The following is a 20602-nucleotide window of genomic DNA, read 5'->3' as shown; positions in this document are numbered from 1 at the left end:
TGGAGCTGCCTCAACGTGCCGGATGTACAGAAAAAGACGACGTCCCAGAAGCGCGTCGCAACTCAGAAGACAGACAGCAAGATTTTCGATCCGGCCAAACAGGTGCTGTGGTCGCGCCCCGGCTATCTGGTGCGACGCCTGAACCAGATCCACTACGCCATGTTCTACGAGGAATGCAAGACGCAGAACGTGACGCCGGTGCAATACGGCGTGCTGACCGCGCTGTCGCTCAGCCCCTGGCTGGACCAGACCGCCATCGGCATGGAGCTGGGACTGGACCGCACCACCACGGCTGACGTGGTCAAGCGCCTGCAGGAACGCGGCCTGGTGGAGCGGCGCACCAATCCCAACGACAAGCGTTCGCGCCAGGCGGTCATCACCCAGGAAGGGCTGCGCATCATGGGGTTGCTGCAGGAAGGCATGGCGCGCGCCCAGCAGCGCCTGCTGGAGCCGCTGTCCACGCGCAACCAGGAAATCTTCATGAAGCTGCTGTCCACCCTGGTGGAGGCCAACAATCAGTACAGCCGCACCACGCTCAAGCCCATGTAGGCCGGGCCCGCGCGGGGCAGGGGCCGGCAGCCCTGCTCAGCCCTGGCGCGCGCTGGCTTGCGAGGGCTTGTAGGCGGCTTCGGCGCCGCCCAGCGTGTTGCGGACCCAGATCAGTTCGGCGGCGATCGCCACCGCGATCTCGGCCGGCGTCTTGCTCGCGATGCGCAGGCCCACCGGGCCATGCAGGCGTTCGATCTGGCTCTCGTCCAGGTCGAACAGCCGCAGCCGCTCGCGGCGCTTTTGCTGGTTGGCGCGCGACCCCAGCGCGCCCACGTAGAACGCGGGGGATTTCAGCGCTTCCAGCAGGGCCATGTCGTCGAGCTTGGGGTCATGGGTGACGGCCACGATGGCGGTGCGTTCGTCCGTGCCGATCTCCAGCACCGCGTCGTCGGGCATGCGGGTGAGCAGGGTCGCCTGGGACGAGTTCCAGTCGCCGTGGAACTCCTCGCGCGGGTCGCATACCGTGACGTGGAAATCGAGCGTGGCGGCCACGCTGGCGAGCACCTGGGCGGTCTGGTTGGCGCCGATGATCAGCAGCCGCCAGCGCGGCCCGTACACGCTGCGAAAGATGCGTCCGTCGAAATCCGGGCCGTCGGCCGGACCGGCGGGCGACACCGAGCTGGCGCCATCGTGCAGGTCCACCGTGCGCTGGATCAGGCGATGGCCGCGAATCGATTCCAGCACGAGATCCAGCCATTGCGTATCGCGCAGCGGTTCGCTGATCAGGCGCAGCGTGCCGCCGCAAGGCAGGCCGAAGCGCGCGGCCTCGTCGCGGGTGACGCCGTAGGTCAGGCGGGCGGGGGCGTCCGCGAGCGCGCCTTCGCGAGCGCGGCGCATCAGGTCGTCCTCGATACAGCCGCCGGACACCGAGCCGACCATGCGGCCGTCGTCGCGCAAGGCCAGCATGGCGCCCGCCTGGCGGGGCGCCGAGCCCCAGGTCTGCACTACCGTCACCAGGTGCGCGCGGCGGCCAGCGGCCACCCAGTCGCGGGCATGTTGCAATACGTCCAGATCCAGAGCGTTCATCGGCTTCTCGCAGGCAAGGGCCGTGGCGCTGCCCCGGCTTATATTCACTATACTGATGATCATGTCGAATGTCCCTAGTGTCTACCCCTACCTGGCGTCCCCAAGTGCCGGCATCCTGCTGGCGGCGGGGCAGGGCTCGCGCTACGCCGCGCAGCGGCCGGGCGCCGACAAGCTGCTGGCATCCTTGCCACAGGGCCCGTGCGTGGCCGTGGCCAGCGCGCGCCGGCTTCGGGCGGCCGTGGACAGCGTCGTCGCCGTGGTGCGCCCGGGCAACGCGGCGCTGGCGGCGCTGCTACGGGCGGAAGATTGCCGGGTGATCGAGGCGGATCCGGCGGGCGAGGGCATGGGGACCAGCCTGGCGACGGCGGCGCGGCATTTGCTGGCCCTGCCCGGCACGCCGCGCGCGGTGCTGGTGGCGCTGGCGGACATGCCCTGGATTCGCCACGCCAGCATGGCGGGCGTGCTGGATGCGCTGCAACATGCGCCGATGGCGGCGCCGTCGCATCGGGGACAGCGCGGCCATCCCGTGGGATTCCGCGCGGACCTGCTGCCTCGGCTGGCGCTGTTGAGCGCGGACGAGGGCGCGCGGCGATTGCTCGGACAACCGGGTCTGCGCCTGGTCGAGGTGGAGGATCCAGGCGTGTTGCTCGATATCGACACGCCCGCCGACCTGGACAGGGCAGGCTGAGCGCCGCCCGCCCGCGAGGCCGCCGTGGCGGCCATTTTTTCGGGCTCCGGGATTTCCCCTATTTGTCAGTACGCTGACTATAAAATCAGTATACTGACCTAAATCCGGAAGCCGTCGCGGCGCTTTTCCCTATGAGAAGGCAGTTGCGCGTGATTCCGGTTTTTCCGGATTAATAGTCAGTGTGCTGATAAATAATGCTGACGCGCCGTGGCCGGGCAGGACCCGGGCCACCAAACTGGGAGCAGGGGAATGAGCAAAGTACGCAAGATCGCGTTCGAGGAACACTACACCGCGGTCGGATTCAAAGACTATTCAAAGAGCTTCGCGCAGCACATCGATCCAACGGTGCTGGCCGACCTGGCCGCGCGGCTGGTGGACTTCGACGAAGTCCGGCTGGGCGAGATGGACCGGGGCGGCATCGACTACGTCATCCTGTCGCAGACCGGGCCGGGCGTGCAGGCCGAGCCCGACGCCGCCGTGGCGTTGCGCCGCGCCCGCGAGAACAACGATTTCCTGGTCCAGCAGGTGGCCCGCCACCCGACGCGCTATGGCGCCTTCGCCACCATACCCATGCACGATCCCCGGGTCGCCGCCGCCGAACTGGAACGCTGCGTCAGGCAGCTGGGCTTCAAGGGCGCGCTGATCAACGGCCACACCAACGGCGTGTACTACGACGGGCGCGCCTATGACACGTTCTGGGAAAAGGTGCAGGAGCTGGATGTGCCCGTTTACCTGCATCCGTCCGATCCCCATGTGGTTCCGCAGGCGTACTCCGGCCACCCTGAGCTGGTCGGCGCGTGCTGGGGCTGGGGCGTCGAGACCGCCACCCACGCGCTGCGCCTGCTGTTCGGCGGCGTGTTCGACCGCTATCCCGGCGTCAAGCTGATACTCGGGCACATGGGCGAGGGCCTGCCATTCCTGCGCTGGCGCTTCGACAGCCGTTTCGCGGTGTACTCGCACGGCATCAAGCTGGAGCGCGCGCCCTCGGCCTACCTGGGCAGCAACATCGTCATCACCACGTCGGGCGTCTGTTCGCCGCCGACCTTGACCGCCGCCATCGCCGAAATGGGGCGCGAGGCGGTGATGTTCTCGGTGGACTATCCCTACGAGTCGACCGCGCTCGCCGTCGAGTTCATCGAGCAGACGCCGATGGATGAGGCGACCCGCGCACTGATCTGCCACGGCAACGCGCGGCGCCTGTTCAAACTCTGAATCCAGCGTGCGAGACTGACATGAGCAATTTCCTGTACGGCGGCAATGTCCACGCCAACGGCATCCGCCAGCACTATCTGCGCTACGGCGGCGCGCGCGGCGCGGGGCGCGATCCGGTCATCATCGTGCCGGGCATCACCAGTCCGGCGATCACCTGGGGCTTCGTGGGCGAGCGCTTCGGCGAGTCCTTCGATACCTACATCCTGGATGTGCGCGGCCGGGGCTTGTCCGAGGCCGGCGCGGCGCTGAACTATGGCCTGGACGCGCAGGCCGCCGACGTGCTGGCGTTCGCGCAGACGCTGGGCCTGGAGCAATACAGCGTGGTCGGCCATTCCATGGGCGGCCGCATCGGCGTGCGCGCCGGGCGGAGCAAGCCGGCCGGCCTGCGGCGCCTCGTCCTGGCCGACCCGCCGGTGTCGGGCCCCGGCCGCCGGCCGTATCCGGCCAAGCTGCCCTGGTACGTGGACTCCATGGCGCAGGCGCGCCAGGGCATGGACGCCGAAGCCATGCGCGCGTTCTGCCCCAGCTGGACCGATGCGCAGCGCCAGCTGCGCGCCGAGTGGCTGCATACCTGCGACGAGCGCGCCGTCATCCAGAGCTTCGATGACTTCCATAACGACGACATCCATGCGGACCTGCCACTGCTGGACGCGGCGGTCCTGCTGATCACGGCGGAACGCGGCGACGTGGTGCTGGACGCCGACGTGGAAGAGATCCAGCGGCTGGCGCCAGGCACTCGGCATCACCGGGTGCCCGCCGCCGGCCACATGATTCCGTGGGACAACGAGGAAGGCTTCTACGCGGCCTTCGGCGACTTCCTGGGCGCGCCGCTGGCGCGCGCCTGAGACGCAGATCGTCAAGCAAGGAGGGCATCATGCCTATCAGCGACTATGAAATGGTGAAGGCCTGGCAGCAGGTGCTGACCCTGTCCAGGCTGCAGGCGGGGCAGACGGTCACGGTGCTGACCAGCGCGGCCACCCATCCGCAAACGCTGGCCACGGCGCTGATCGCGACGCAGGCCATGGGCGCCGTGGTCAACCGGCTGGACCTGCCGCCCGTCAATGGCGAGCGCGCGTTGAGCCGGGACGCGCTGGCCTATCTGGGCACGACTCCGCTGACCGGCAACAAGGCCGCGATCGCGGCCTTGAAGGAAAGCGATCTGGTGCTGGACCTGATGACGTTGCTGTTCTCGCCGGAACAGCACGAGATCCTGGCCTCGGGAACCAAGATCCTGCTGGCGGTGGAGCCGCCGGAGGTGCTGGCGCGGCTGGTGCCGACCGAGGCCGACCGCGCCCGGGTCAAGGCGGCCGCCGCGCGCATCGGCGCCGCGCGCGAGATGAGCGTCGTCTCGGAGGCGGGCACGGACCTGCGTTGCCCGCTGGGCGAATTCCCGGCCATCAGCGAATACGGTTTCGTCGATGAACCCGGGCGCTGGGACCACTGGCCCAGCGGCTTCGTGCTGACCTGGCCGAACGAGGGTGGCGCGCGGGGCAAGATCGTGATCGATGTGGGCGACATCCTGCTGCCGCAGAAACTCTATGTGCGCTCGGCCATCGAGCTGACCGTCGAGAACGGCTACGCCACGCGCATCGACGGCGGCGTGGACGCGGAACTGCTGCGCGAGTACGTGGCGTCGTTCAAGGATCCGGAAGCCTACGCGATTTCGCACATCGGCTGGGGTCTGCAGCCGCGCGCGCACTGGACCACGCTGGGCCTGTACGACCGCGAAGCCACCATCGGCATGGACGCGCGGGCCTACGAGGGCAATTTCCTGTTCTCGCTGGGACCGAACAACGAAGCCGGCGGCAGCCGCTGCACCACCTGCCACATCGACATCCCGCTGCGCGGCTGCACCGTGCGGCTGGACGGAGAGGACGTGGTGCGCCAGGGCCGGGTGCTGGATGGCGCCGGCCCGAGGGACTAGTCCAGGGCTCAATCCATGACCGCTACAGGAATTCCGCACATGAATGACGATATCTCCGCCTATGAACGGCAAGGCTTCGGCGCGGCCATGGCGCCCAAGGCGCCATACGGTCTGCTGATCGTGGATCTGGTCAATGGCTTCGCCGATCCGGCGGTGTTCGGCGGCGGCAATATCCCCGAGGCCATCGCGCGGACGGTGGGCCTGCTGGCGCACGCGCGCCAGCAGGGCTGGCCGGTGGCCCACAGCCGCATCGTGTTCGCCGACGACGACGCAGACCACAACATCTTCACGCTCAAGGTGCCGGGCATGCTGACCTTGAAGGAAGCGGACCACAACAGCGCCATCGTGCCGCAGCTCGCGCCCGCTTCCGGGGAGCTGGTGGTGCGCAAGACGGTGCCTTCCGCGTTCTTCGGCACCAGCCTGGCCGCCTGGCTGTCACAGCGCGGGGTGCAGACGCTGCTGGTCGCCGGCGCGGTCACCAGCGGCTGCGTGCGGGCCAGCGTGGTGGACGCCATGCAGTACGGCTTTCGCCCGCTGGTGGTGTCGGACTGCGTGGGCGACCGCGCCATCGGCCCGCACGAGGCCAATCTCTTCGACATGCGGCAGAAGTACGCCACCGTGCTGACGCGGGACGAAGCCTTGCGGGCGACGCGGGCCTAGTCGGTTCGCGGTGAGAAAAAAGGGTTGCGCCGCGAGGCGCAATCCTTTTTACTTGCCGGGGCGGGACGGGCCTAGACGGGATAGACCAGGTCGTTGGCGAGGATGGTGGTGTCATACACCACCTGGCGTTCCTTCAGCTTGAGCACGCCGTCCTGCCGGGTGTAGCGGTCGTAGTAGGCGCCGGCCAGGTGCAGCGTGGTGGGGCCTTCCACCAGCGTCTGCATCAGCAGGAACGCGGCCTGCGCCTGGATCTCGCCGTCGGCGGATTCGCTGATGACGCGGGTATTGCTGACCATGTGCAGCATGTAGCGCGGGGCGAACATCTGGGTGCGGGAAATGGCCACGGCCCGGTCATGCATCATGGCGCGGCCCTCGGAATAGACCAGGCCGACCGGCAAGCCCAGGTCGGCGTTCTCGCGCGCGGTGACGCGGTACAGACCGTCCTCGGTGAAGAAATCCGGCCAGGATTCGACCTGGCCCGCGTCCAGGGCGGCGCAGTAGTCGGCGTGGAATTCCTCGATCTCCAGACGCAACGCGATGGCGCGGGCGGGATCGATCTGTCGGGGGGAAAATTCGAATCGGGTTCTCATGTCTTGGTGTTCCTGCCTCAGAAGCCCATCACGCCGCGGTAGTAGCTGTACATGGAGCGGATGGCGGCTTCCGAGATCAGCGTGTTGGACGTGCCCTGCTTGCCGGATTCCAGCTTGAGCACGTTGACGTCGGTGCTGGCGCGGCGCACGCCTTCCTGCACGAACTTCATGGCCTCGTTGTCCTCCAGGCCGAGGAATCCCGCCGGGCCCATCAGGTTGCCCTGGCGCAGGCGATGGCGTTCCATCTCGGGCGTGTCGTCCTCGTAGCCGAACATGGTCCATTGCATGATCATGCTGTCGGGCCCGTTGGGCACGATCTGGCGCACGCCCAGCGTGTTCATCTCGCGTTGCACGATCAGGTTGGGCCAGATGGTCTGCATGGTGACGGACCAGGGCGAATCGAACTCCTTGACGAATTCGAGGAAGCGGTCGTCCTGCAGATGCAGGCCATCATGGAACGAGCGCATTTCCTTCTTGTTCTCTTCGCTGACGCTGGCGTATTTGTCCTCGCTCTTGGCCGAGGCCATGGTGCCGTGGCGGCCATGCACCGTGTCGACCAGCATGGCGGACTTGTTGCCCGCCACCAGCAGGCCGAACACCACCAGGAACGAATGCAGCAAGGTGGCGTGGTAGGGATCCTTCAGGTTCTCGTGATACATCTTCCAGTTGCAGGGCAGCTCATTGCGGTAGTAGCCGTGGATCTTGAGCTTCTTGCCGGGGAAGACGGTGTCGAAATCGGCCAGAATAGTGGGCGTCAGGTATTCCTCCAGGGCCTCGACCTCGTCGCTGTAGGACGCGAAGATCACGCCGTTGCGGGTGGCGACGCGTAACTTGCGCAGGCCGTGTTCCTCGTTCTTGAAGTCCTTGGGCATGCCGCCCTCGCGGTTCACGCCGCGCTTGAACGGGATGCCTTGCAGATTGCCTTTCAGGTCGTAGGACCACTGGTGGTAGGGGCAGACGAATTCCTTGGCGTTGCCCTGGCTGTTGCGGCAGAACTCCGCGCCACGGTGGGCGCAGCGGTTCTCGAAGACATTGACCGAGCCGTCTTCGGCGCGCGAGACCACCACCGGGGTCGGTCCGACATAGGACCGCTTGTAGTCGCCCGGGTTGGGCAGCTCGGCTTCCAGGGCCACGTAGTTCCAGGTCTTGCCGTGGAATATCTTCTCGATTTCCTGGTCATAGACGGCGCGGCTGGTGTAGACCCAGTCCGGGATGTAATGCAGCGCGTCCTGCGGCCAGACACAGTCGGCCAGCGCGGTGTTCTTGGACGCCATCGTGAGGCCGATGACGGTTTGTGATTGATACATGACTAGCTCCTGTCGATACGGGGCGGCAATCGGTTTCAGGTCGTGGCGGCGCGCTGCTGGCATGCCTTCACCAGCGGCTTGAGCGCCACGGTTTCGTCGGCATAGCGCTGCGGGTCGATGGCGATGGCTTGCTCGAACAGCACGCGCAGCTGGCGCAGGTCGCCGCCGGCGTTGATGGCGATGGCGTGCACCGGCACGCCGTCGCGGTGGCCGAGCCAGATGAATCGAGGCGTTTCGGCCCGCGCTTGCGGCACGCCGCGGCAGGCATAGACCAGGCCGGGCTGGGGCAGGCCCAGCATCTGCACGTTGCAGCCATACTGATCCGTCCAGAACCAGGGATAGGGTTCGGCGGGAGCGGGCTGGCCCAGCATGCCCGCGGCGGCGGCGCGCGCCTGTTCATTGGCGTTCTGCCAGGATTCCAGCCGCAGCGCCATGCCGAGGCGGGAGCGATGCTGGCTGGCGCAATCGCCGGCGGCGTACAGATGGGGATCGCTGCTGCGGCAGGCGGCATTCACCGCGATGCCGCCGTTGGCGGGGTCCAGCGCCAGGCCGGCCTGGACTGCCAGCGATACCTCGGGCGTCAGGCCGATGGCCACCACCACGATGTCGGCCGCCACGGTGGCGGCATCCTGCAAGGTGATGAGAAAGCGCGCCTGGCGCCGGACGGCGGCGTCCGCTTGCGGCTGGCGGTCGCAGCCGGCAATGCGCGCGCCCAGGCGCAGGTCCACGCCGGCGTGGCGGGCGCGTTCGGCCAGCCAGTCCGACAATGCCTCGGGCAGCACGCGCTCCAGCAGGCGCGGCGCGCTTTCCAGGACGGTGACTTCGGCCCCCAGCGCACGCGCGGTGGACGCCACTTCCAGGCCCAGGAAGCCGCCGCCGATGACGGCGACGCGTGTCTGGGGCGCGAGGCCCGCGCGCAGCGCGGCGGCGTCGTCCAGCGTGCGGATGTAATGCACGCCGGGCGTGCCGCGCGGCAGGCCGGGCAGTTCGCGCGCCCGCCCGCCGGTCGCCAGCAGGCAGCGGCTGTAGGGCAGATCGCGGCCGTCGGCCAGTCGGGCAATGCGGCGGCCGGCGTCGATGCGCACGACCTCGGTGCCGGTCAGCAGCGTGATGCGCTGGCGTTCGTAGAAGTCGTCGGGATGCACCGGGGTCCGGCCGCTTGCGTTGGCCGTCTGCAGCGCATCCTTGGACAGCGGCGGGCGTTCATAGGGCGCGTGCGCTTCCTGGCCGACCAGCGTGATGGCGCCTTCGTGGCCCAGCTCGCGCAGCGTCGCCGCCGCCACCGCGCCGGCCTGGCCGGCGCCGATGATGAGGATCGTATCCGCGTCGGCCATGGTCAGCCCTGCAGATCGGCGTAGATGTCCTGGCCTTCGACCTTGACGGGGTAGACGCGGATGCCGGTGGTGGCGGGCGCGCACATGGCCTTGCCGGTGCGGATGTCGAAGCGGGCCTGGTGCAGCGGGCATTCGATGCAGCCGTCTTCGAGGTAGCCGTCGGACAGCAGCGCGTAGGCGTGCGTACAGACGTTGTCGGAGGCATAGAACTCGCCCTCGCTGCGATACAGCGCAAGCTGCTTGTCGCCGGCCGCGACGGGGATCACCTCGTCGTCGTCGGTCAGTTGGTCGGTGGAGGCGATGCGGATCCAGTTCATATCAACTCGCTAGTCAGTATGCTGAGTAATTGTCGTCAGTGTACTGGTTAAAAAATCAAGCCAGGAGCTAGGGATTTCCCCGACTTTCAGGCAGCAGCGGTACGGCGTCGCGGGAGCGTTGTGGTGGTGGCTTGCCGCCTGCGTCTTTGGGTGCCCGCTATATGAAAGGAGTACCCGCAAATTGCCTGGAAGACGCTGCCGAAATTTCGGCGGAATCGGTGAAAACCCAGGCGTTTCGCGGCTGACAGCAGTGGGGGTTTACCTTGTTGACACTCAAAATTACTGTCAGTATGCTGACCAAAAATTCAGTGTGCTAACGTTTTTTTGGTTGCGCGAGCGCGGCGTTGGCACGAGTAGAAACGGGTCCAAGGGGACTCAATCGAACCAGATCGGGAGCAATCAATGCAACGACGCCGTTTCCTCGCACAAGCCGCCGGCGCAGCCGGCGCCGGCCTTGCCGCCGTGGGCATGCCAGCCGTCGCGCAATCCGCGCCGGCGGTGCGCTGGCGCATGTCCACCAGCTGGCCCAAGAGCCTGGACACCATCTACGGTTCGGCCGAAGACTTCTGCAAGCGCGTGGCGCAGCTGACCGAAGGCAAGTTCGAGATCCGCGCCTTTCCGGGTGGCGAGCTGGTGCCGGCGGCGCAGAACATGGATGCGGTCAGCAATGGCACGGTCGAATGCAATCACGTGCTGAGCACCGCCTACATCGGCAAGAACACGGCGCTGACCTTCGACACCGGCCTGTCCTTCGGCCTGAGCGCCCGCCAGCACAACGCCTGGATCCACTACGGCGGCGGCATGGCGATGCTGCGCGCGCTCTATAAGAAGTACAACATCGTCAATCACGTCTGTGGCAACGTGGGCGTGCAGATGGGCGGCTGGTACCGCAAGGAAATCAAGTCGGTCGCCGACCTGAAGGGCCTGAACATGCGCATCGGCGGCATCGGCGGCATGGTGCTGTCCAAGCTGGGCGCGGTGCCGCAACAGATTCCTCCGGGCGATATCTACCCGGCGCTGGAGAAAGGCACCATCGACGCGGCCGAATGGATCGGGCCCTACGACGACGAGAAGCTGGGCTTCAACAAGGTGGCGCCTTACTACTATTCACCGGGCTGGTTCGAGGGCAGCGCGTCCATCACCAGCATGGTGCACGACAAGGCCTGGGAGGCCCTGCCGCCGGCCTATCAGGCCGCGTTCGAGGCCGCGGCGGGCGAACAGACCATGCGCATGCTGGCCCACTACGACGCGCGCAATCCGCTGGCACTGCGCAAGCTGATCGCCGGCGGCGCCAAGGTCAGCTTCTTTCCCAAGGAAGTGATGGACGCGGCGTACAACGCCTCGCAGGAACTGTGGGCCGAGCTCTCTGCGAAGAATCCGGATTTCGCGGCGATCTTCCCCGACTGGAAGAAATTCCAGGCCGAGCAGGCGGGCTGGTTCCGGGTGGCCGAAAGCCCGCTGGACAACTACACCTTCGCCGCCGTGGCGAAGGCCCAGGCCAAGTGAGCCACGCCGGACAGAGGGGAGTCATGACGACAGCAGACGCCGATACGCACGGCCGGCCGGGCAAGCCGCAGGGGGTGGGCGCGCGGGTTCCGCGCAAGGAGGACGCGCGCCACCTGCATGGCAAGGGCAACTTCGTGGCTGACATGGCCATGCCCGGACTGAGCGAGGTCGCTTTCCTGCGCAGCCCGCTGGCGCATGCGCGCATCGCCTCGGTGCGCGTGGCCAGCCAGATCGCCGACAAGGCGTTCGTGCGCCAGGCGATGGCGGACGCGCGCGACATCGTGGCGGACTCGACGCTGCCGAGCTACCAGGTCTCGGCCCAGCCGCCGCTGGCATCGGGCAAGGTGCGGTTCGTGGGCGAACCCGTCGCCATGGTGGTCGCGCCGACCCGCGCCGAGGCCGAGGACTACGCCGAACTGATCGAGGTCGACTACGACGACCTGCCGGTGTACGCGGACGTTGCCAGCGCCCAGGCGGCGCAAGGCGATTTCGTGCACGAGCAATGGCGCGACAACGTCTTCGTCACGCTCAATGTCGACAAGCAGTTCGACGAACTGGCGGCGCAGGCGGACGTGGTGGTGCGGCGCAAGATCGACCTGGCGCGGCAATGCATGGTGCCGATGGAGGGCAAGGCGGTGCTGGCCTACTGGGACCATCAGGCTGACCAGCTGGTGGTGGTCAGCGCCACGCAGGTGCCGCACATGATCCGCAGCGTGCTGGCCCAGTGCCTGGACCTGGAACAGGGTCGGGTGCGGGTGGTGTCGCCGGACGTGGGCGGCGCCTTCGGCTACAAGTGCGTGCTGCAGCAGGAAGAACTGTGCGTGGCCTGGCTGGCCAAGACCTTCAAGCGGCCGTTCCGCTTCATCGAGGACCGCCGCGAGCACCTGACGGCGGGCGCGAACTCGCGCGAGCACCATTATGAAATGGTGGCCTACGCCGACCGTCGCGGCAAGCTGCTGGCGCTGGACGCCAGGATCACCATCGACGGCGGCGCCTATTCGGTCTGGCCGTTCACCATCGGCCTGGAGCCGGGCCAGGCCATCGGCAACCTGCCGGGGCCGTATGCGTTCAAGGGCTATCGCTGCGAGACCAAGGCGGTGGCCACCAACAAGCCGGGCTTCGTGCCGTACCGGGGCGTGGCGCGCACCGGCGTCTGTTTCGCCATGGAGCTGACGATGGACGCGATCGCCCGCGAGGTCGGACGCGAACCCTGGGAAATCCGCCAGGAGAACCTGGTGCAGGGCGAACAGATGCCCTACGTCAACGTCACCGGCAAGCACCTGGACAGCGGCGATTATCCGGCCAGCCTGCGGCAGGCCATGGACATGATCGGCGTGGACGCTATCCGCGAGCGCCAGCGGCGCGGCGAGGCCGACGGCCGCCTCATCGGCGTGGGCCTGGCCACCTATACGGAGCAGGCCGCGCACGGCACCTCGGTGTTCGCCGCCTGGGGCACGCCCGTCATTCCGGGCTTCGACCAGGCCACGGCCCGGGTCACGCCCGATGGCGGGCTGGAGCTGCGGGTCGGCGTGCATTCGCACGGGCAGGGCATGGAAACGACCTTTGCCCAGATCGCCAACGAGATCCTGGGCGTGGACGTGGCCAGCATCAAGCTGCTGCATGGCGATACCGGGCAGACGCCATTTTCCACCGGCACCTATGCCTCGCGCTCGCTGGTGATGTCGGGCGGCGCGGTGTCGCAGGCCTGCAAGCGCCTGCTGCCCAGGCTCACGCATATCGGCGCGCACCTGCTGCAGGCCGATGCCGCCAGCGTGGCCTGGAACGGCGACCGGCTGGAAGCGGGCGGCAAGTCGGTGTCGGTCAAGGATGTGGCCGACGCCTGGTACCTGCGGCCGCAGTTGCTGCCGCCCGACGTGGATCCCGCCGGACTGGAAGTCACCGTCGGCTACAAGCCCAAGGTCGACACCGGCTGTTTCACCTACGCCACCCACGCGGCGGTGGTGGCGGTGGACCCCGGCACCGGCGGGGTGGAGATCCTGGACTATGTGGTGGTGGAGGACTGCGGGACCATGATCAATCCCATGGTGGTCGAAGGCCAGACCATCGGCGGCGTGGCCCAGGGCATCGGCACCGCCTTCTACGAGGAAACGCCCTACGACGACAACGGCCAGCCGCTGGCGTCGACGCTGGCCGACTACATGCTGCCCGGCGCAACCGAGGTGCCGAACATGCGCCTGCATCACTTCGAGACGCCATCGCCGCATACCGAGTTCGGCGCCAAGGGCATGGGCGAGGGCGGCGCCATCGCGCCGCCGGCGGTGCTGTTCAACGCGGTCAACGATGCGCTGCGCCCGCTGGGCGCGGCCGAGCTGCTGCGCACGCCGCTGTCGCCGACGCGGGTGCTCGCCGCCATCGCGCAGGGCAGCCGCCAGCCCGAGCCCGCCAGCGCGGAGGTGACGGCATGAAGGCCGCCGCGTTCGAATACACGCGTCCGGGCTCGCTGCAGGAGGCTTTGCGGGCGCTGCGCGCGCACGAAGGCCGCGCCAAGCTCATGGCCGGCGGACAATCGCTGGGACCCATGCTGAACCTGCGGCTGGCGCGTCCGCCCGTCGTCATCGACATCTCCGGCCTGGCCGAACTGCGCACCGTCACGCGGCAGGACGGCGGGCTGCGCGTGGGCGCGGCCGTGACCCATGCCGAGATCGAGGATGGCGTGCACGAACTGCTGCGCGGCACGCCCTTGCAGCAGGTGGCGCCGGGCATCGCCTACCGCGCCATCCGCAATCGCGGCACGCTGGGCGGCAGCCTGGCGCATGCCGATCCGGCGGCCGACTGGGTGCTGACCATGGTCGGCCTGGGCGCGACGCTGGAGATCGCCGGCCCGGACGGGGTCCGCATGCTGCCGGCGCAGGACTACATGCAGGGCGCCTACACCACCGGGCTGCGCGAGGACGAGCTGATCGCCGCCGTGCATGTGCCAGAGGCGGGGCCGGCGGCGCGCTGGGGCTACTACAAGTTTTGCCGCAAGACCGGCGAATTCGCCGAGGCCAGCTGCGCCGCGTGGTTCGATGCCGCCTCGAAGACGGCGCGGATCGCCGTGGGCGCGCTGGACGGCGCGCCCGGATTGCTGCCCCGGCTGGCCGCGAGCATCGCGCGGCAAGGACTGGCGGGCCTGGACCCCGTCCTGCTCGCTGACGAGCTGGCCGGCGTCATGCCGGGCAAGGATGAACACCACCGCAAGCTGCACGGGACCGCGGTGACGCGCTGCCTGGCGCAGGCATTGGGTTGACGGGAATAGCCATGGTTCAGGTGACATTGGAAGTGAACGGCAAGCGCGTATCGCACGAGGCGCCCGCGCGCATGCATCTGGGGGATTTCCTGCGGGACCAGGCGCGCCTGACCGGTACCCATCTCGGCTGCGAGCACGGCGTCTGCGGCGCTTGCACGGTGCTGGTGGATGGCGCGCCGGTGCGGTCCTGTATCTCCTTCGCGGTGGCCTGCGAGGGACGGCAGGTGACCACCATCGAGGGCTACGACGCCGATCCGGTCATGCAGCGGTTGCGCGCCGCCTTCACGCGGCACCACGCCCTGCAATGCGGCTACTGCACGCCCGGCATGCTGGCGACGTCGCGCGACATCGTGCTGCGGCTGCCGCAGGCGGACGAGGGCAGGGTGCGGGTGGAACTGTCCGGCAATCTGTGCCGCTGCACCGGCTACATGGGCATCGTGGCCGCCGTGATGTCCGTGCTGGCCGAGCTGCGGGCGCAGCCGGATCCCGCCGTGGATGCGCTGCGTGCCGCCCTGGCGCAGGGGCGGGGCGCCGCGCCCGTGATCGCGCGGCAGGCGGCCTTCGCGGGATTCACGCCGGTGGCGGATAGCGCCGGGGCGGCGGCGGCCAAGCCCGCGTCCGTTCCCGCCGCCGCCACGCCGGCCGGCAGGAAGGAAGGCCGGGGCAGCCAGATCGACGGCGGTTTCACCGTGCCCTTTCCGGCGGCCGAGGTCTGGGCCTTCATGGTGGACCTGCCGGCGCTGGCCAGCTGTCTGCCCGGCGCTTCGATCGAGGAGCATGAAGGCGACCGGGTCAAGGGCAAGATCGCCATCAAGTTCGGACCCATGTCCGCCGCCTTCAACGGCGCGGCCCGCCTGGAGCGCGACGACGCCGCCATGCAGGCGGTGTTCCGTGGCGCCGGGCAGGACTCGCTCAGTCAGTCGCGCGCCAATGGCGACATCACCTACCGGCTGCAGGCGCTTTCGCCCGGCGAGACGCAGGTGCACGTGAACCTGCTGTATTCGCTGCAGGGGCCCCTGGCGCAGTTTTCGCGGTCCGGGCTGGTGCAGGACTTCGTGCGCCGCATGATCGCGGACTTCGGCAACAACGTCACCGCCCGGCTGCGGCGGCCCGCCGCCGCGGGCGAGGCGCCGGTCCAGGCCAGCTTCAATCCCACGGCCATGTTCTTCAGCGTGCTGTGGGCGCGCATCAAGCGGTGGTTCGGCCGGGGCGGCTGAGCGGGAAGCGGCGCCGGCGGCGTCCGGCGTCGACACATAACGGGGAAAATCATGTTCGCGGTAATCGCACGAAACTGGCGCAACGCCTTGTTGGGCCTGGCCGCTGTCGCGCTGAGCGCGCCCGCCTGGCCGCAGGCCCTGGAGCCCTTGCGGGTGCGGCTGGACTGGACGCCCTGGGGCGTGCACGGCGCCTTCCATCTGGCGCAGCAGAAGGGCTGGTACCGCCAGGCCGGCCTGGACGTGTCGCTGGAGGACGGCAACGGTTCGGTGACGACGGTGCAGATCGTCGGCGCCGGCGACAGCTTCGACCTGGGACACGCGGCGCTGGCCTCGGCCATGATCGCTCGTGAAAAGGGCATGCCGGTCAAGGCGGTGGCCGTGTTCGCCAGACAGAGCGACATCGGGCTGTTGGTGCCGGCCGACGCCGGCATCAGCGGGCCCGCGCAGCTGAAAGGCAAGAAGGTCGCCTATACCGCCGGTTCGCTGGAAGCGCCTTTCATCGACGCCTTCCTGGCGGCGGGCAAGCTCAAGAAAAGCGATCTGGAGCTGATCAATGTCGACGCCGCCAGCAAGGCATCCACCTATGCGGTGGGGCGGGCGGACGCGGCGTTCTCCACCATCCCGTTCTTCCTGCCGGTGGTGTCGCAGACCCGGCCGTCGAACGCAGTGCGCTTCGCCGACTTTGGCCTGAACATGCCCAGCTTCGGCCTGTTCGCCAACGAGTCCAAGCTGGCTCAGCGGCGCGACGCCATCGCGCGCTTCGCCAGCGTGAGCGCGCGGGCCTGGGAGTACATCTATGCGGGGCATCAGGACGAGGCGGTCGCCGCCATCCTGGCGCAGCGTCCGCAGTCCAGGCTGGACAGGAAGGTGCTGCGCGGCCAGATCGACGCCTTGCAGCCGTATTTCGGCCAGCCGGCGGCCGGCGCGCGCCTGGGCGCGATCGTGCCGCAGGATTGGACGCAGGCCGTCGCGACCCTGTCGACCGTGGGGCTGATCGGCGCCGACGCCCAGGCTGCTTCGTTCTACGAGCCCGGCCTGGTGCACGCGGAACGCTACGACAGCCTGGTGCAGCCATGACGCAATGGGCCGTGGCGGCGAACGGCGTGCGCAAGCGCTACCCCGGCTCGGCGGGCGTGGAGGCGCTGGCCTCGGTGTCGGTCGAGGTGCCGCGCGGGCGCTTCGTCAGCATCCTGGGACCCAGCGGCTGTGGCAAGAGCACGTTCCTGCGCTGTGTGGCCGGATTGGAGACCATTTCCGCCGGCGACCTGCGGGTCGAGGGCAAGCCGGTGCAGGGGCCGCCGGACGGCATGGGCATGGTGTTCCAGCGCGACGCGCTGCTGGAATGGCGCGACGTCCGCCGCAATATCCTGCTGCCCGTCGAATTCGCGCACAAGCCGGCGGCGGCCTACGCGGACAAGGTGAGCGCGCTGCTGGCCCTGACAGGCCTGGAAAAGTTCGCCGGCAGCTACCCGCGCGAACTGTCCGGCGGCATGCGCCAGCGGGTCGCGATCTGCCGGGCCCTGGTGGACGATCCCAGGCTGCTGCTGATGGACGAGCCCTTCGGCGCGCTGGACGCGCTGACGCGCGACCAGATGAACGTGGAGCTGCAGCGGATCTGGATGGAAACCCGCAACACGGTGCTGTTCGTCACGCACGGCATCGCCGAGGCTGTGTTCCTGGGCGACGTGGTCATGGTGTTCTCGCCGCGTCCGGGCCGCATCCTGGAAACCATAGAGATCGACCTGCCCCGGCCACGGCCGCTGGCGCTGCGCGAAACACCCCGGTTCGGCGAATACGTGCGGCACATCCGTGGCATGTTCCAGCGCATGGGCCTGATCGATGAGGGCGGCGCGGCCGCGCCGGTTCCGGAGGCCATCCGATGATCACGCTCTTGAAAGGCGCGGGCCGGCGCATGGCCGGGCTGGCGTCGGTGCTGGTCTTTCTGCTGCTGTGGGAGGCGGCCGCCCGGCTGTTCCAGGTGCGCGCCATCATGCTGCCGCTGCCGGGCCAGGTGGCGCTGGAGCTGGCGTCCGAGTGGGCCTGGTACGCCGGCCATGCCGCGTACACGCTGATGACCACGCTGGCCGGTTTCGCGCTGGCGGTGGCGTTCGGCGTGCTGACCGCCGTGATGCTGGTGGGATCGCGCTGGTTCGAGCGCTTCGTCTACCCCTTGATCGTGGCCTTGAACAGCGTGCCCAAGGTCGCCATCGCGCCCTTGTTCGTGATCTGGATGGGCACCGGCGCCGAGCCGAAGATCGCCATCGCCTTCCTAATCGCGGTGTTCGCGATGATCGTGGACACCGTCCACGGTCTGCGCTCGGTGCCGCAGGACGTGCTGGATCTGGGGCGCGTGCTGAAGGGCTCGCGCCGCGATTTCTTCTTCAAGGTGCGGCTGCCCAGCGCGCTGCCCTCGATCCTGGCCGGCATGAAGGTCTCGATCTCACTGGCCCTGGTCGGCGCCATCGTCGGCGAGTTCGTGTCCTCGCAGCGCGGCCTGGGCTACGTGATCATGAGCGCCCAGGGCACCTTCGACACGGTCCGGGTGTTCGCGGCGATCTTCGTGCTGGCGCTCATGGGCATGGCGCTGTTCTCCTTGCTGGTGTGGCTGGAGCGGCGGCTGACGCCGTGGCTGCGGCATCACCGGGAAGACGGCTGAAAGATGCAAACCCGGGGCGCTCCGGGAAGCCCGCAGGGCAGGCGCCTGATTGGAATCGATACAGGGGAAAACAGATGCAAGCACTACTCGCCTTGTCGCGCGGCATAGACGCGGTCAACCTGCGCGTGGGCCGGGCCGTGTCCTGGGTCACGCTGCTGGTGGTCCTGGTCAGCACCGGCAACGCCATCATGCGCAAGTTCTTTCACGACAGCTCCAATGCCTGGCTGGAGTTGCAGTGGTACATGTTCGGCGCCATGTTCCTGCTGACCGCGGGCTACACGCTGCTGAAGAACGACCATGTCCGGGTGGACATCATCGCCTCGAAGCTGTCGCGCCGGGCGCAGATCGGCATCGAGATCTTCGGCGTGCTGTTCTTCCTGATGCCGGCCTGCCTGCTGATCATGTATCTGTCCTGGCCGGTGTTCATGGATTCGTATCTCAGCAACGAGTATTCATCCAACTCCGGCGGGCTGATCCGCTGGCCGGTCAAGCTGCTGATTCCCGTCGGTTTCGCGCTGCTGGCGCTGGCCGGCCTGTCGCACCTGATCAAGTGCGTGGGCTTCCTGGCCGGGCGCTGCCGCGACCCGCGCGAGCGCGAGGGCGCCAAGAGCGCCGAGGAAGAACTGGCCGAGGAAATCGCCCGCGAAGCGCAGGCGCGCGAAGCCGCCGCACAGAACGAACTGAACGAGAAGGGCCGCTGACCATGGAATTCCTCATCGCCAATCTGGCGCCGATCATGTTCGCGACCCTGATCGGTTTCCTGCTGCTGGGCTTTCCGGTGGCGTTCGCGCTGGCGGCCAACGGCATATTGTTCGGCCTGGTCGGCATGGAGCTGGGCCTGCTCAACTCCTCGCTGTTCCAGGCGCTGCCTCAGCGGGTGTTCGGCATCATTTCCAACGACACGCTGCTGGCGGTGCCGTTCTTCACGCTGATGGGTCTGGTGCTGGAGCGCTCAGGCATGGCCGAGGACCTGCTGGAGACCATCGGCCAGCTCTTCGGCACGCTGCGCGGCGGCCTGGCGATCGCGGTCGTGTTCGTGGGCGCCATGCTGGCCGCCACGACCGGCGTGGTGTCGGCCTCGGTGATCTCGATGGGCCTTATCTCCCTGCCCATCATGCTGCGCTATGGCTATGACCGCCGGCTGGCCAGCGGCATCATCGCGGCTTCTGGCACGCTGTCGCAGATCATCCCGCCCTCGCTGGTGCTGATCATCCTGGCGGACCAGCTCGGCCGTTCCATCGGCGACATCTACCGCGCGGCGATGGTGCCGGGTTTCATCCTGGCGGGGCTGTATATCGTCTACATCGTCATCATGAGCCTGCTCAAGCCGGACTCGGCGCCGGCGCTGCCCGAAGAGGCGCGTCGTTTCCAGGCTCCGAATGGCGGCCGGGGCGGGCGCTCGCTGCTGGTGCTGATGGCGATCTCCGCCGTGTCGGCGTACGTCCTGGGCCTCTGGGTCGAAAACAACACCGCGCCGTTGGACGAGCGCATCGTGGTGGCGCTGCTGTTCTGGGGCGCGACCGCCTTCGTCATCGCGCTGGTCAACAAGGCGTTGGGGCTGGGGCTGCTGTCCGCCCTGGCCGAGCGCGTGACCTTCGTGATGATCCCTCCGCTGGCGCTGATCTTCCTGGTGCTGGGCACCATCTTCATCGGCGTGGCCACGCCGACCGAGGGCGGCGCCATGGGCGCGGTGGGCGCCATCCTGATGGCGGTGGCGCGCCGCCGGCTGTCGCTGGACCTGTTGCGGCAGGCCATGGACACGACCACCAAGCTGTCCTGCTTCGTGGTGTTCATCCTGGTGGGCTCCACCGTGTTCGGCCTGACCTTTCGCGCCGTCAATGGCGATCTATGGGTCGAGCATCTGCTGACGGGCCTGCCCGGCGGGCAGTGGGGCTTCCTGATCGTGGTCAGCATCCTGACCTTCGTGCTGGCCTTCTTCCTGGACTTCTTCGAGCTGGCGTTCATCATCGTGCCCTTGCTGGGGCCGGTCGCCGACAAACTGGGCATAGACCTGATCTGGTTCGGCGTGATCCTGGCCGTCAACATGCAGACGTCCTTCATGCATCCGCCGTTCGGCTTCGCGCTGTTCTACCTGCGTTCGGTGGCGCCCCGCGAACGCTACAAGGACAGGGTGACGGGCAAGATGATCGAGCCTGTCACCACCGGGCAGATCTATTGGGGTTCGGTGCCGTTCATCGTGATCCAGCTGCTCATGGTGGGCGCGGTGATGGCGTTCCCGGGCATGGTGATGCACTACAAGGGCGACGCCGCCATCGTCGATCCGAATTCCGTGTCGCTGGAAGTGGGCGGCGGCGATGGCGCCAGCGCCTATGGGACGGACGCCAGTCCGTTCAAGTAACAGGGCA

The 20602-nt window shown here is 68.0% G+C and carries 20 protein-coding genes; 15 read left to right on the top strand and 5 right to left on the bottom strand.

From position 1 onward, the window contains the following. The first annotated feature begins 81 nt into the window (after positions 1-81). The gene (locus AC6LJ5_RS07635; protein WP_369869794.1) at positions 82-549 is read left to right on the top strand and encodes a MarR family winged helix-turn-helix transcriptional regulator; all 468 of its coding nucleotides are present in this window, start codon (positions 82-84) and stop codon (positions 547-549) included. 36 nt (positions 550-585) lie between these two features. On the opposite strand, the gene AC6LJ5_RS07630 is transcribed toward AC6LJ5_RS07635, so the two are convergent. After that, positions 586-1575 carry an XdhC family protein gene (locus tag AC6LJ5_RS07630; RefSeq protein WP_103274984.1) on the bottom strand — a complete coding sequence of 330 codons (990 nt, stop codon included), beginning with the start codon at positions 1573-1575 and terminating at the stop codon, positions 586-588. Positions 1576-1636: 61 nt separating this feature from the next. Between AC6LJ5_RS07630 and AC6LJ5_RS07625 the strand changes: the two genes are divergently transcribed. From AC6LJ5_RS07625 to AC6LJ5_RS07605, 5 genes are all read left to right on the top strand, one after another. Then, entirely contained in the window at positions 1637-2263 is a 627-nt protein-coding gene (locus tag AC6LJ5_RS07625; protein ID WP_498140181.1) for a nucleotidyltransferase family protein, read from the top strand. A 249-nt stretch (positions 2264-2512) separates the two neighbouring features. Next, positions 2513-3475 carry an amidohydrolase family protein gene (locus AC6LJ5_RS07620; protein ID WP_498140180.1) on the top strand — a complete coding sequence of 321 codons (963 nt, stop codon included), beginning with the start codon at positions 2513-2515 and terminating at the stop codon, positions 3473-3475. Positions 3476-3495: 20 nt separating this feature from the next. Next, positions 3496-4320 (top strand): alpha/beta fold hydrolase, encoded by an 825-nt coding sequence (locus AC6LJ5_RS07615; RefSeq protein ID WP_103274982.1) that lies wholly within the window; start codon positions 3496-3498, stop codon positions 4318-4320. Positions 4321-4349: 29 nt separating this feature from the next. Next, positions 4350-5399 carry a 2,5-dihydroxypyridine 5,6-dioxygenase NicX family protein gene (locus AC6LJ5_RS07610; RefSeq protein WP_498140179.1) on the top strand — a complete coding sequence of 350 codons (1050 nt, stop codon included), beginning with the start codon at positions 4350-4352 and terminating at the stop codon, positions 5397-5399. A 39-nt stretch (positions 5400-5438) separates the two neighbouring features. Beyond that, complete coding sequence (locus tag AC6LJ5_RS07605; protein WP_103274980.1) at positions 5439-6059, top strand: N-carbamoylsarcosine amidohydrolase; 621 nt, start codon at positions 5439-5441, stop codon at positions 6057-6059. 71 nt (positions 6060-6130) lie between these two features. Here the strand turns inward: AC6LJ5_RS07605 and AC6LJ5_RS07600 are convergent, their stop codons facing one another. From AC6LJ5_RS07600 to AC6LJ5_RS07585, 4 genes are read right to left on the bottom strand one after another with little or no spacing between them, the layout of a single operon-like run. Further along, positions 6131-6649 carry an aromatic-ring-hydroxylating dioxygenase subunit beta gene (locus AC6LJ5_RS07600; RefSeq protein ID WP_103274979.1) on the bottom strand — a complete coding sequence of 173 codons (519 nt, stop codon included), beginning with the start codon at positions 6647-6649 and terminating at the stop codon, positions 6131-6133. A 17-nt stretch (positions 6650-6666) separates the two neighbouring features. After that, a complete protein-coding gene (locus tag AC6LJ5_RS07595; RefSeq protein ID WP_498140178.1) occupies positions 6667-7956 on the bottom strand; it encodes an aromatic ring-hydroxylating dioxygenase subunit alpha in 1290 nt (429 codons plus the stop codon). A 35-nt stretch (positions 7957-7991) separates the two neighbouring features. Further along, entirely contained in the window at positions 7992-9290 is a 1299-nt protein-coding gene (locus tag AC6LJ5_RS07590) for an NAD(P)/FAD-dependent oxidoreductase (RefSeq protein WP_498140177.1), read from the bottom strand. Positions 9291-9292: 2 nt separating this feature from the next. Beyond that, entirely contained in the window at positions 9293-9607 is a 315-nt protein-coding gene (locus AC6LJ5_RS07585) for a non-heme iron oxygenase ferredoxin subunit (protein WP_103274976.1), read from the bottom strand. 402 nt (positions 9608-10009) lie between these two features. Between AC6LJ5_RS07585 and AC6LJ5_RS07580 the strand changes: the two genes are divergently transcribed. The 9 genes from AC6LJ5_RS07580 (at position 10010) to AC6LJ5_RS07540 (ending at position 20595) form a co-directional block, all read left to right on the top strand. Continuing rightward, entirely contained in the window at positions 10010-11113 is a 1104-nt protein-coding gene (locus AC6LJ5_RS07580) for a TRAP transporter substrate-binding protein (RefSeq protein ID WP_103274975.1), read from the top strand. A 23-nt stretch (positions 11114-11136) separates the two neighbouring features. Continuing rightward, on the top strand, positions 11137-13539 hold the full coding sequence (locus AC6LJ5_RS07575) for a xanthine dehydrogenase family protein molybdopterin-binding subunit (protein WP_498140176.1): 2403 nt from the start codon (positions 11137-11139) through the stop codon (positions 13537-13539). Continuing rightward, positions 13536-14363: an FAD binding domain-containing protein gene (locus tag AC6LJ5_RS07570; protein WP_103274973.1), complete on the top strand. Its 828-nt coding sequence runs from the start codon at positions 13536-13538 to the stop codon at positions 14361-14363. Before AC6LJ5_RS07575 ends, AC6LJ5_RS07570 begins: the two co-directional genes overlap by 4 nt. A 5-nt stretch (positions 14364-14368) precedes the next feature. Beyond that, entirely contained in the window at positions 14369-15580 is a 1212-nt protein-coding gene (locus AC6LJ5_RS07565; RefSeq protein WP_498140194.1) for a xanthine dehydrogenase family Fe-S subunit, read from the top strand. A 51-nt stretch (positions 15581-15631) separates the two neighbouring features. Then, positions 15632-16657, top strand: coding sequence for an ABC transporter substrate-binding protein (locus AC6LJ5_RS07560; RefSeq protein WP_498140175.1), 1026 nt, complete (start codon positions 15632-15634; stop codon positions 16655-16657). After that, the gene (locus AC6LJ5_RS07555) at positions 16654-17463 is read left to right on the top strand and encodes an ABC transporter ATP-binding protein (protein ID WP_498140174.1); all 810 of its coding nucleotides are present in this window, start codon (positions 16654-16656) and stop codon (positions 17461-17463) included. The genes AC6LJ5_RS07560 and AC6LJ5_RS07555 overlap by 4 nt, the downstream gene beginning before the upstream one ends. Further along, entirely contained in the window at positions 17460-18236 is a 777-nt protein-coding gene (locus tag AC6LJ5_RS07550) for an ABC transporter permease (protein ID WP_498140173.1), read from the top strand. Before AC6LJ5_RS07555 ends, AC6LJ5_RS07550 begins: the two co-directional genes overlap by 4 nt. A 74-nt stretch (positions 18237-18310) precedes the next feature. Further along, positions 18311-18937: a TRAP transporter small permease subunit gene (locus AC6LJ5_RS07545; protein ID WP_103274967.1), complete on the top strand. Its 627-nt coding sequence runs from the start codon at positions 18311-18313 to the stop codon at positions 18935-18937. Between the two features lie 2 nt (positions 18938-18939). Next, positions 18940-20595, top strand: coding sequence for a TRAP transporter large permease (locus tag AC6LJ5_RS07540; protein ID WP_498140172.1), 1656 nt, complete (start codon positions 18940-18942; stop codon positions 20593-20595). Positions 20596-20602: the final 7 nt, after the last annotated feature.

The sequence above is a fragment of the Achromobacter sp. 1011791174 genome (assembly GCF_059760925.1).
The sequence above is the reverse complement of the archived record's forward strand: the minus strand, read 5'-3'. Positions and strand labels throughout refer to the sequence as shown.

What these genes read in the sequence shown, in the direction of transcription:
- AC6LJ5_RS07585 (WP_103274976.1), bottom strand. Translation starts at nt 9,607, where the DNA reads ATGAACTGGATCCGCATCGCCTCCACCGACCAACTGACCGACGACGAC.
- AC6LJ5_RS07610 (WP_498140179.1), top strand. Translation starts at nt 4,350, where the DNA reads ATGCCTATCAGCGACTATGAAATGGTGAAGGCCTGGCAGCAGGTGCTG.
- AC6LJ5_RS07620 (WP_498140180.1), top strand. Translation starts at nt 2,513, where the DNA reads ATGAGCAAAGTACGCAAGATCGCGTTCGAGGAACACTACACCGCGGTC.
- AC6LJ5_RS07590 (WP_498140177.1), bottom strand. Translation starts at nt 9,290, where the DNA reads ATGGCCGACGCGGATACGATCCTCATCATCGGCGCCGGCCAGGCCGGC.
- AC6LJ5_RS07580 (WP_103274975.1), top strand. Translation starts at nt 10,010, where the DNA reads ATGCAACGACGCCGTTTCCTCGCACAAGCCGCCGGCGCAGCCGGCGCC.
- AC6LJ5_RS07560 (WP_498140175.1), top strand. Translation starts at nt 15,632, where the DNA reads ATGTTCGCGGTAATCGCACGAAACTGGCGCAACGCCTTGTTGGGCCTG.
- AC6LJ5_RS07625 (WP_498140181.1), top strand. Translation starts at nt 1,637, where the DNA reads ATGTCGAATGTCCCTAGTGTCTACCCCTACCTGGCGTCCCCAAGTGCC.
- AC6LJ5_RS07605 (WP_103274980.1), top strand. Translation starts at nt 5,439, where the DNA reads ATGAATGACGATATCTCCGCCTATGAACGGCAAGGCTTCGGCGCGGCC.
- AC6LJ5_RS07595 (WP_498140178.1), bottom strand. Translation starts at nt 7,956, where the DNA reads ATGTATCAATCACAAACCGTCATCGGCCTCACGATGGCGTCCAAGAAC.
- AC6LJ5_RS07555 (WP_498140174.1), top strand. Translation starts at nt 16,654, where the DNA reads ATGACGCAATGGGCCGTGGCGGCGAACGGCGTGCGCAAGCGCTACCCC.
- AC6LJ5_RS07615 (WP_103274982.1), top strand. Translation starts at nt 3,496, where the DNA reads ATGAGCAATTTCCTGTACGGCGGCAATGTCCACGCCAACGGCATCCGC.
- AC6LJ5_RS07630 (WP_103274984.1), bottom strand. Translation starts at nt 1,575, where the DNA reads ATGAACGCTCTGGATCTGGACGTATTGCAACATGCCCGCGACTGGGTG.
- AC6LJ5_RS07545 (WP_103274967.1), top strand. Translation starts at nt 18,311, where the DNA reads ATGCAAGCACTACTCGCCTTGTCGCGCGGCATAGACGCGGTCAACCTG.
- AC6LJ5_RS07575 (WP_498140176.1), top strand. Translation starts at nt 11,137, where the DNA reads ATGACGACAGCAGACGCCGATACGCACGGCCGGCCGGGCAAGCCGCAG.
- AC6LJ5_RS07570 (WP_103274973.1), top strand. Translation starts at nt 13,536, where the DNA reads ATGAAGGCCGCCGCGTTCGAATACACGCGTCCGGGCTCGCTGCAGGAG.
- AC6LJ5_RS07540 (WP_498140172.1), top strand. Translation starts at nt 18,940, where the DNA reads ATGGAATTCCTCATCGCCAATCTGGCGCCGATCATGTTCGCGACCCTG.
- AC6LJ5_RS07600 (WP_103274979.1), bottom strand. Translation starts at nt 6,649, where the DNA reads ATGAGAACCCGATTCGAATTTTCCCCCCGACAGATCGATCCCGCCCGC.
- AC6LJ5_RS07550 (WP_498140173.1), top strand. Translation starts at nt 17,460, where the DNA reads ATGATCACGCTCTTGAAAGGCGCGGGCCGGCGCATGGCCGGGCTGGCG.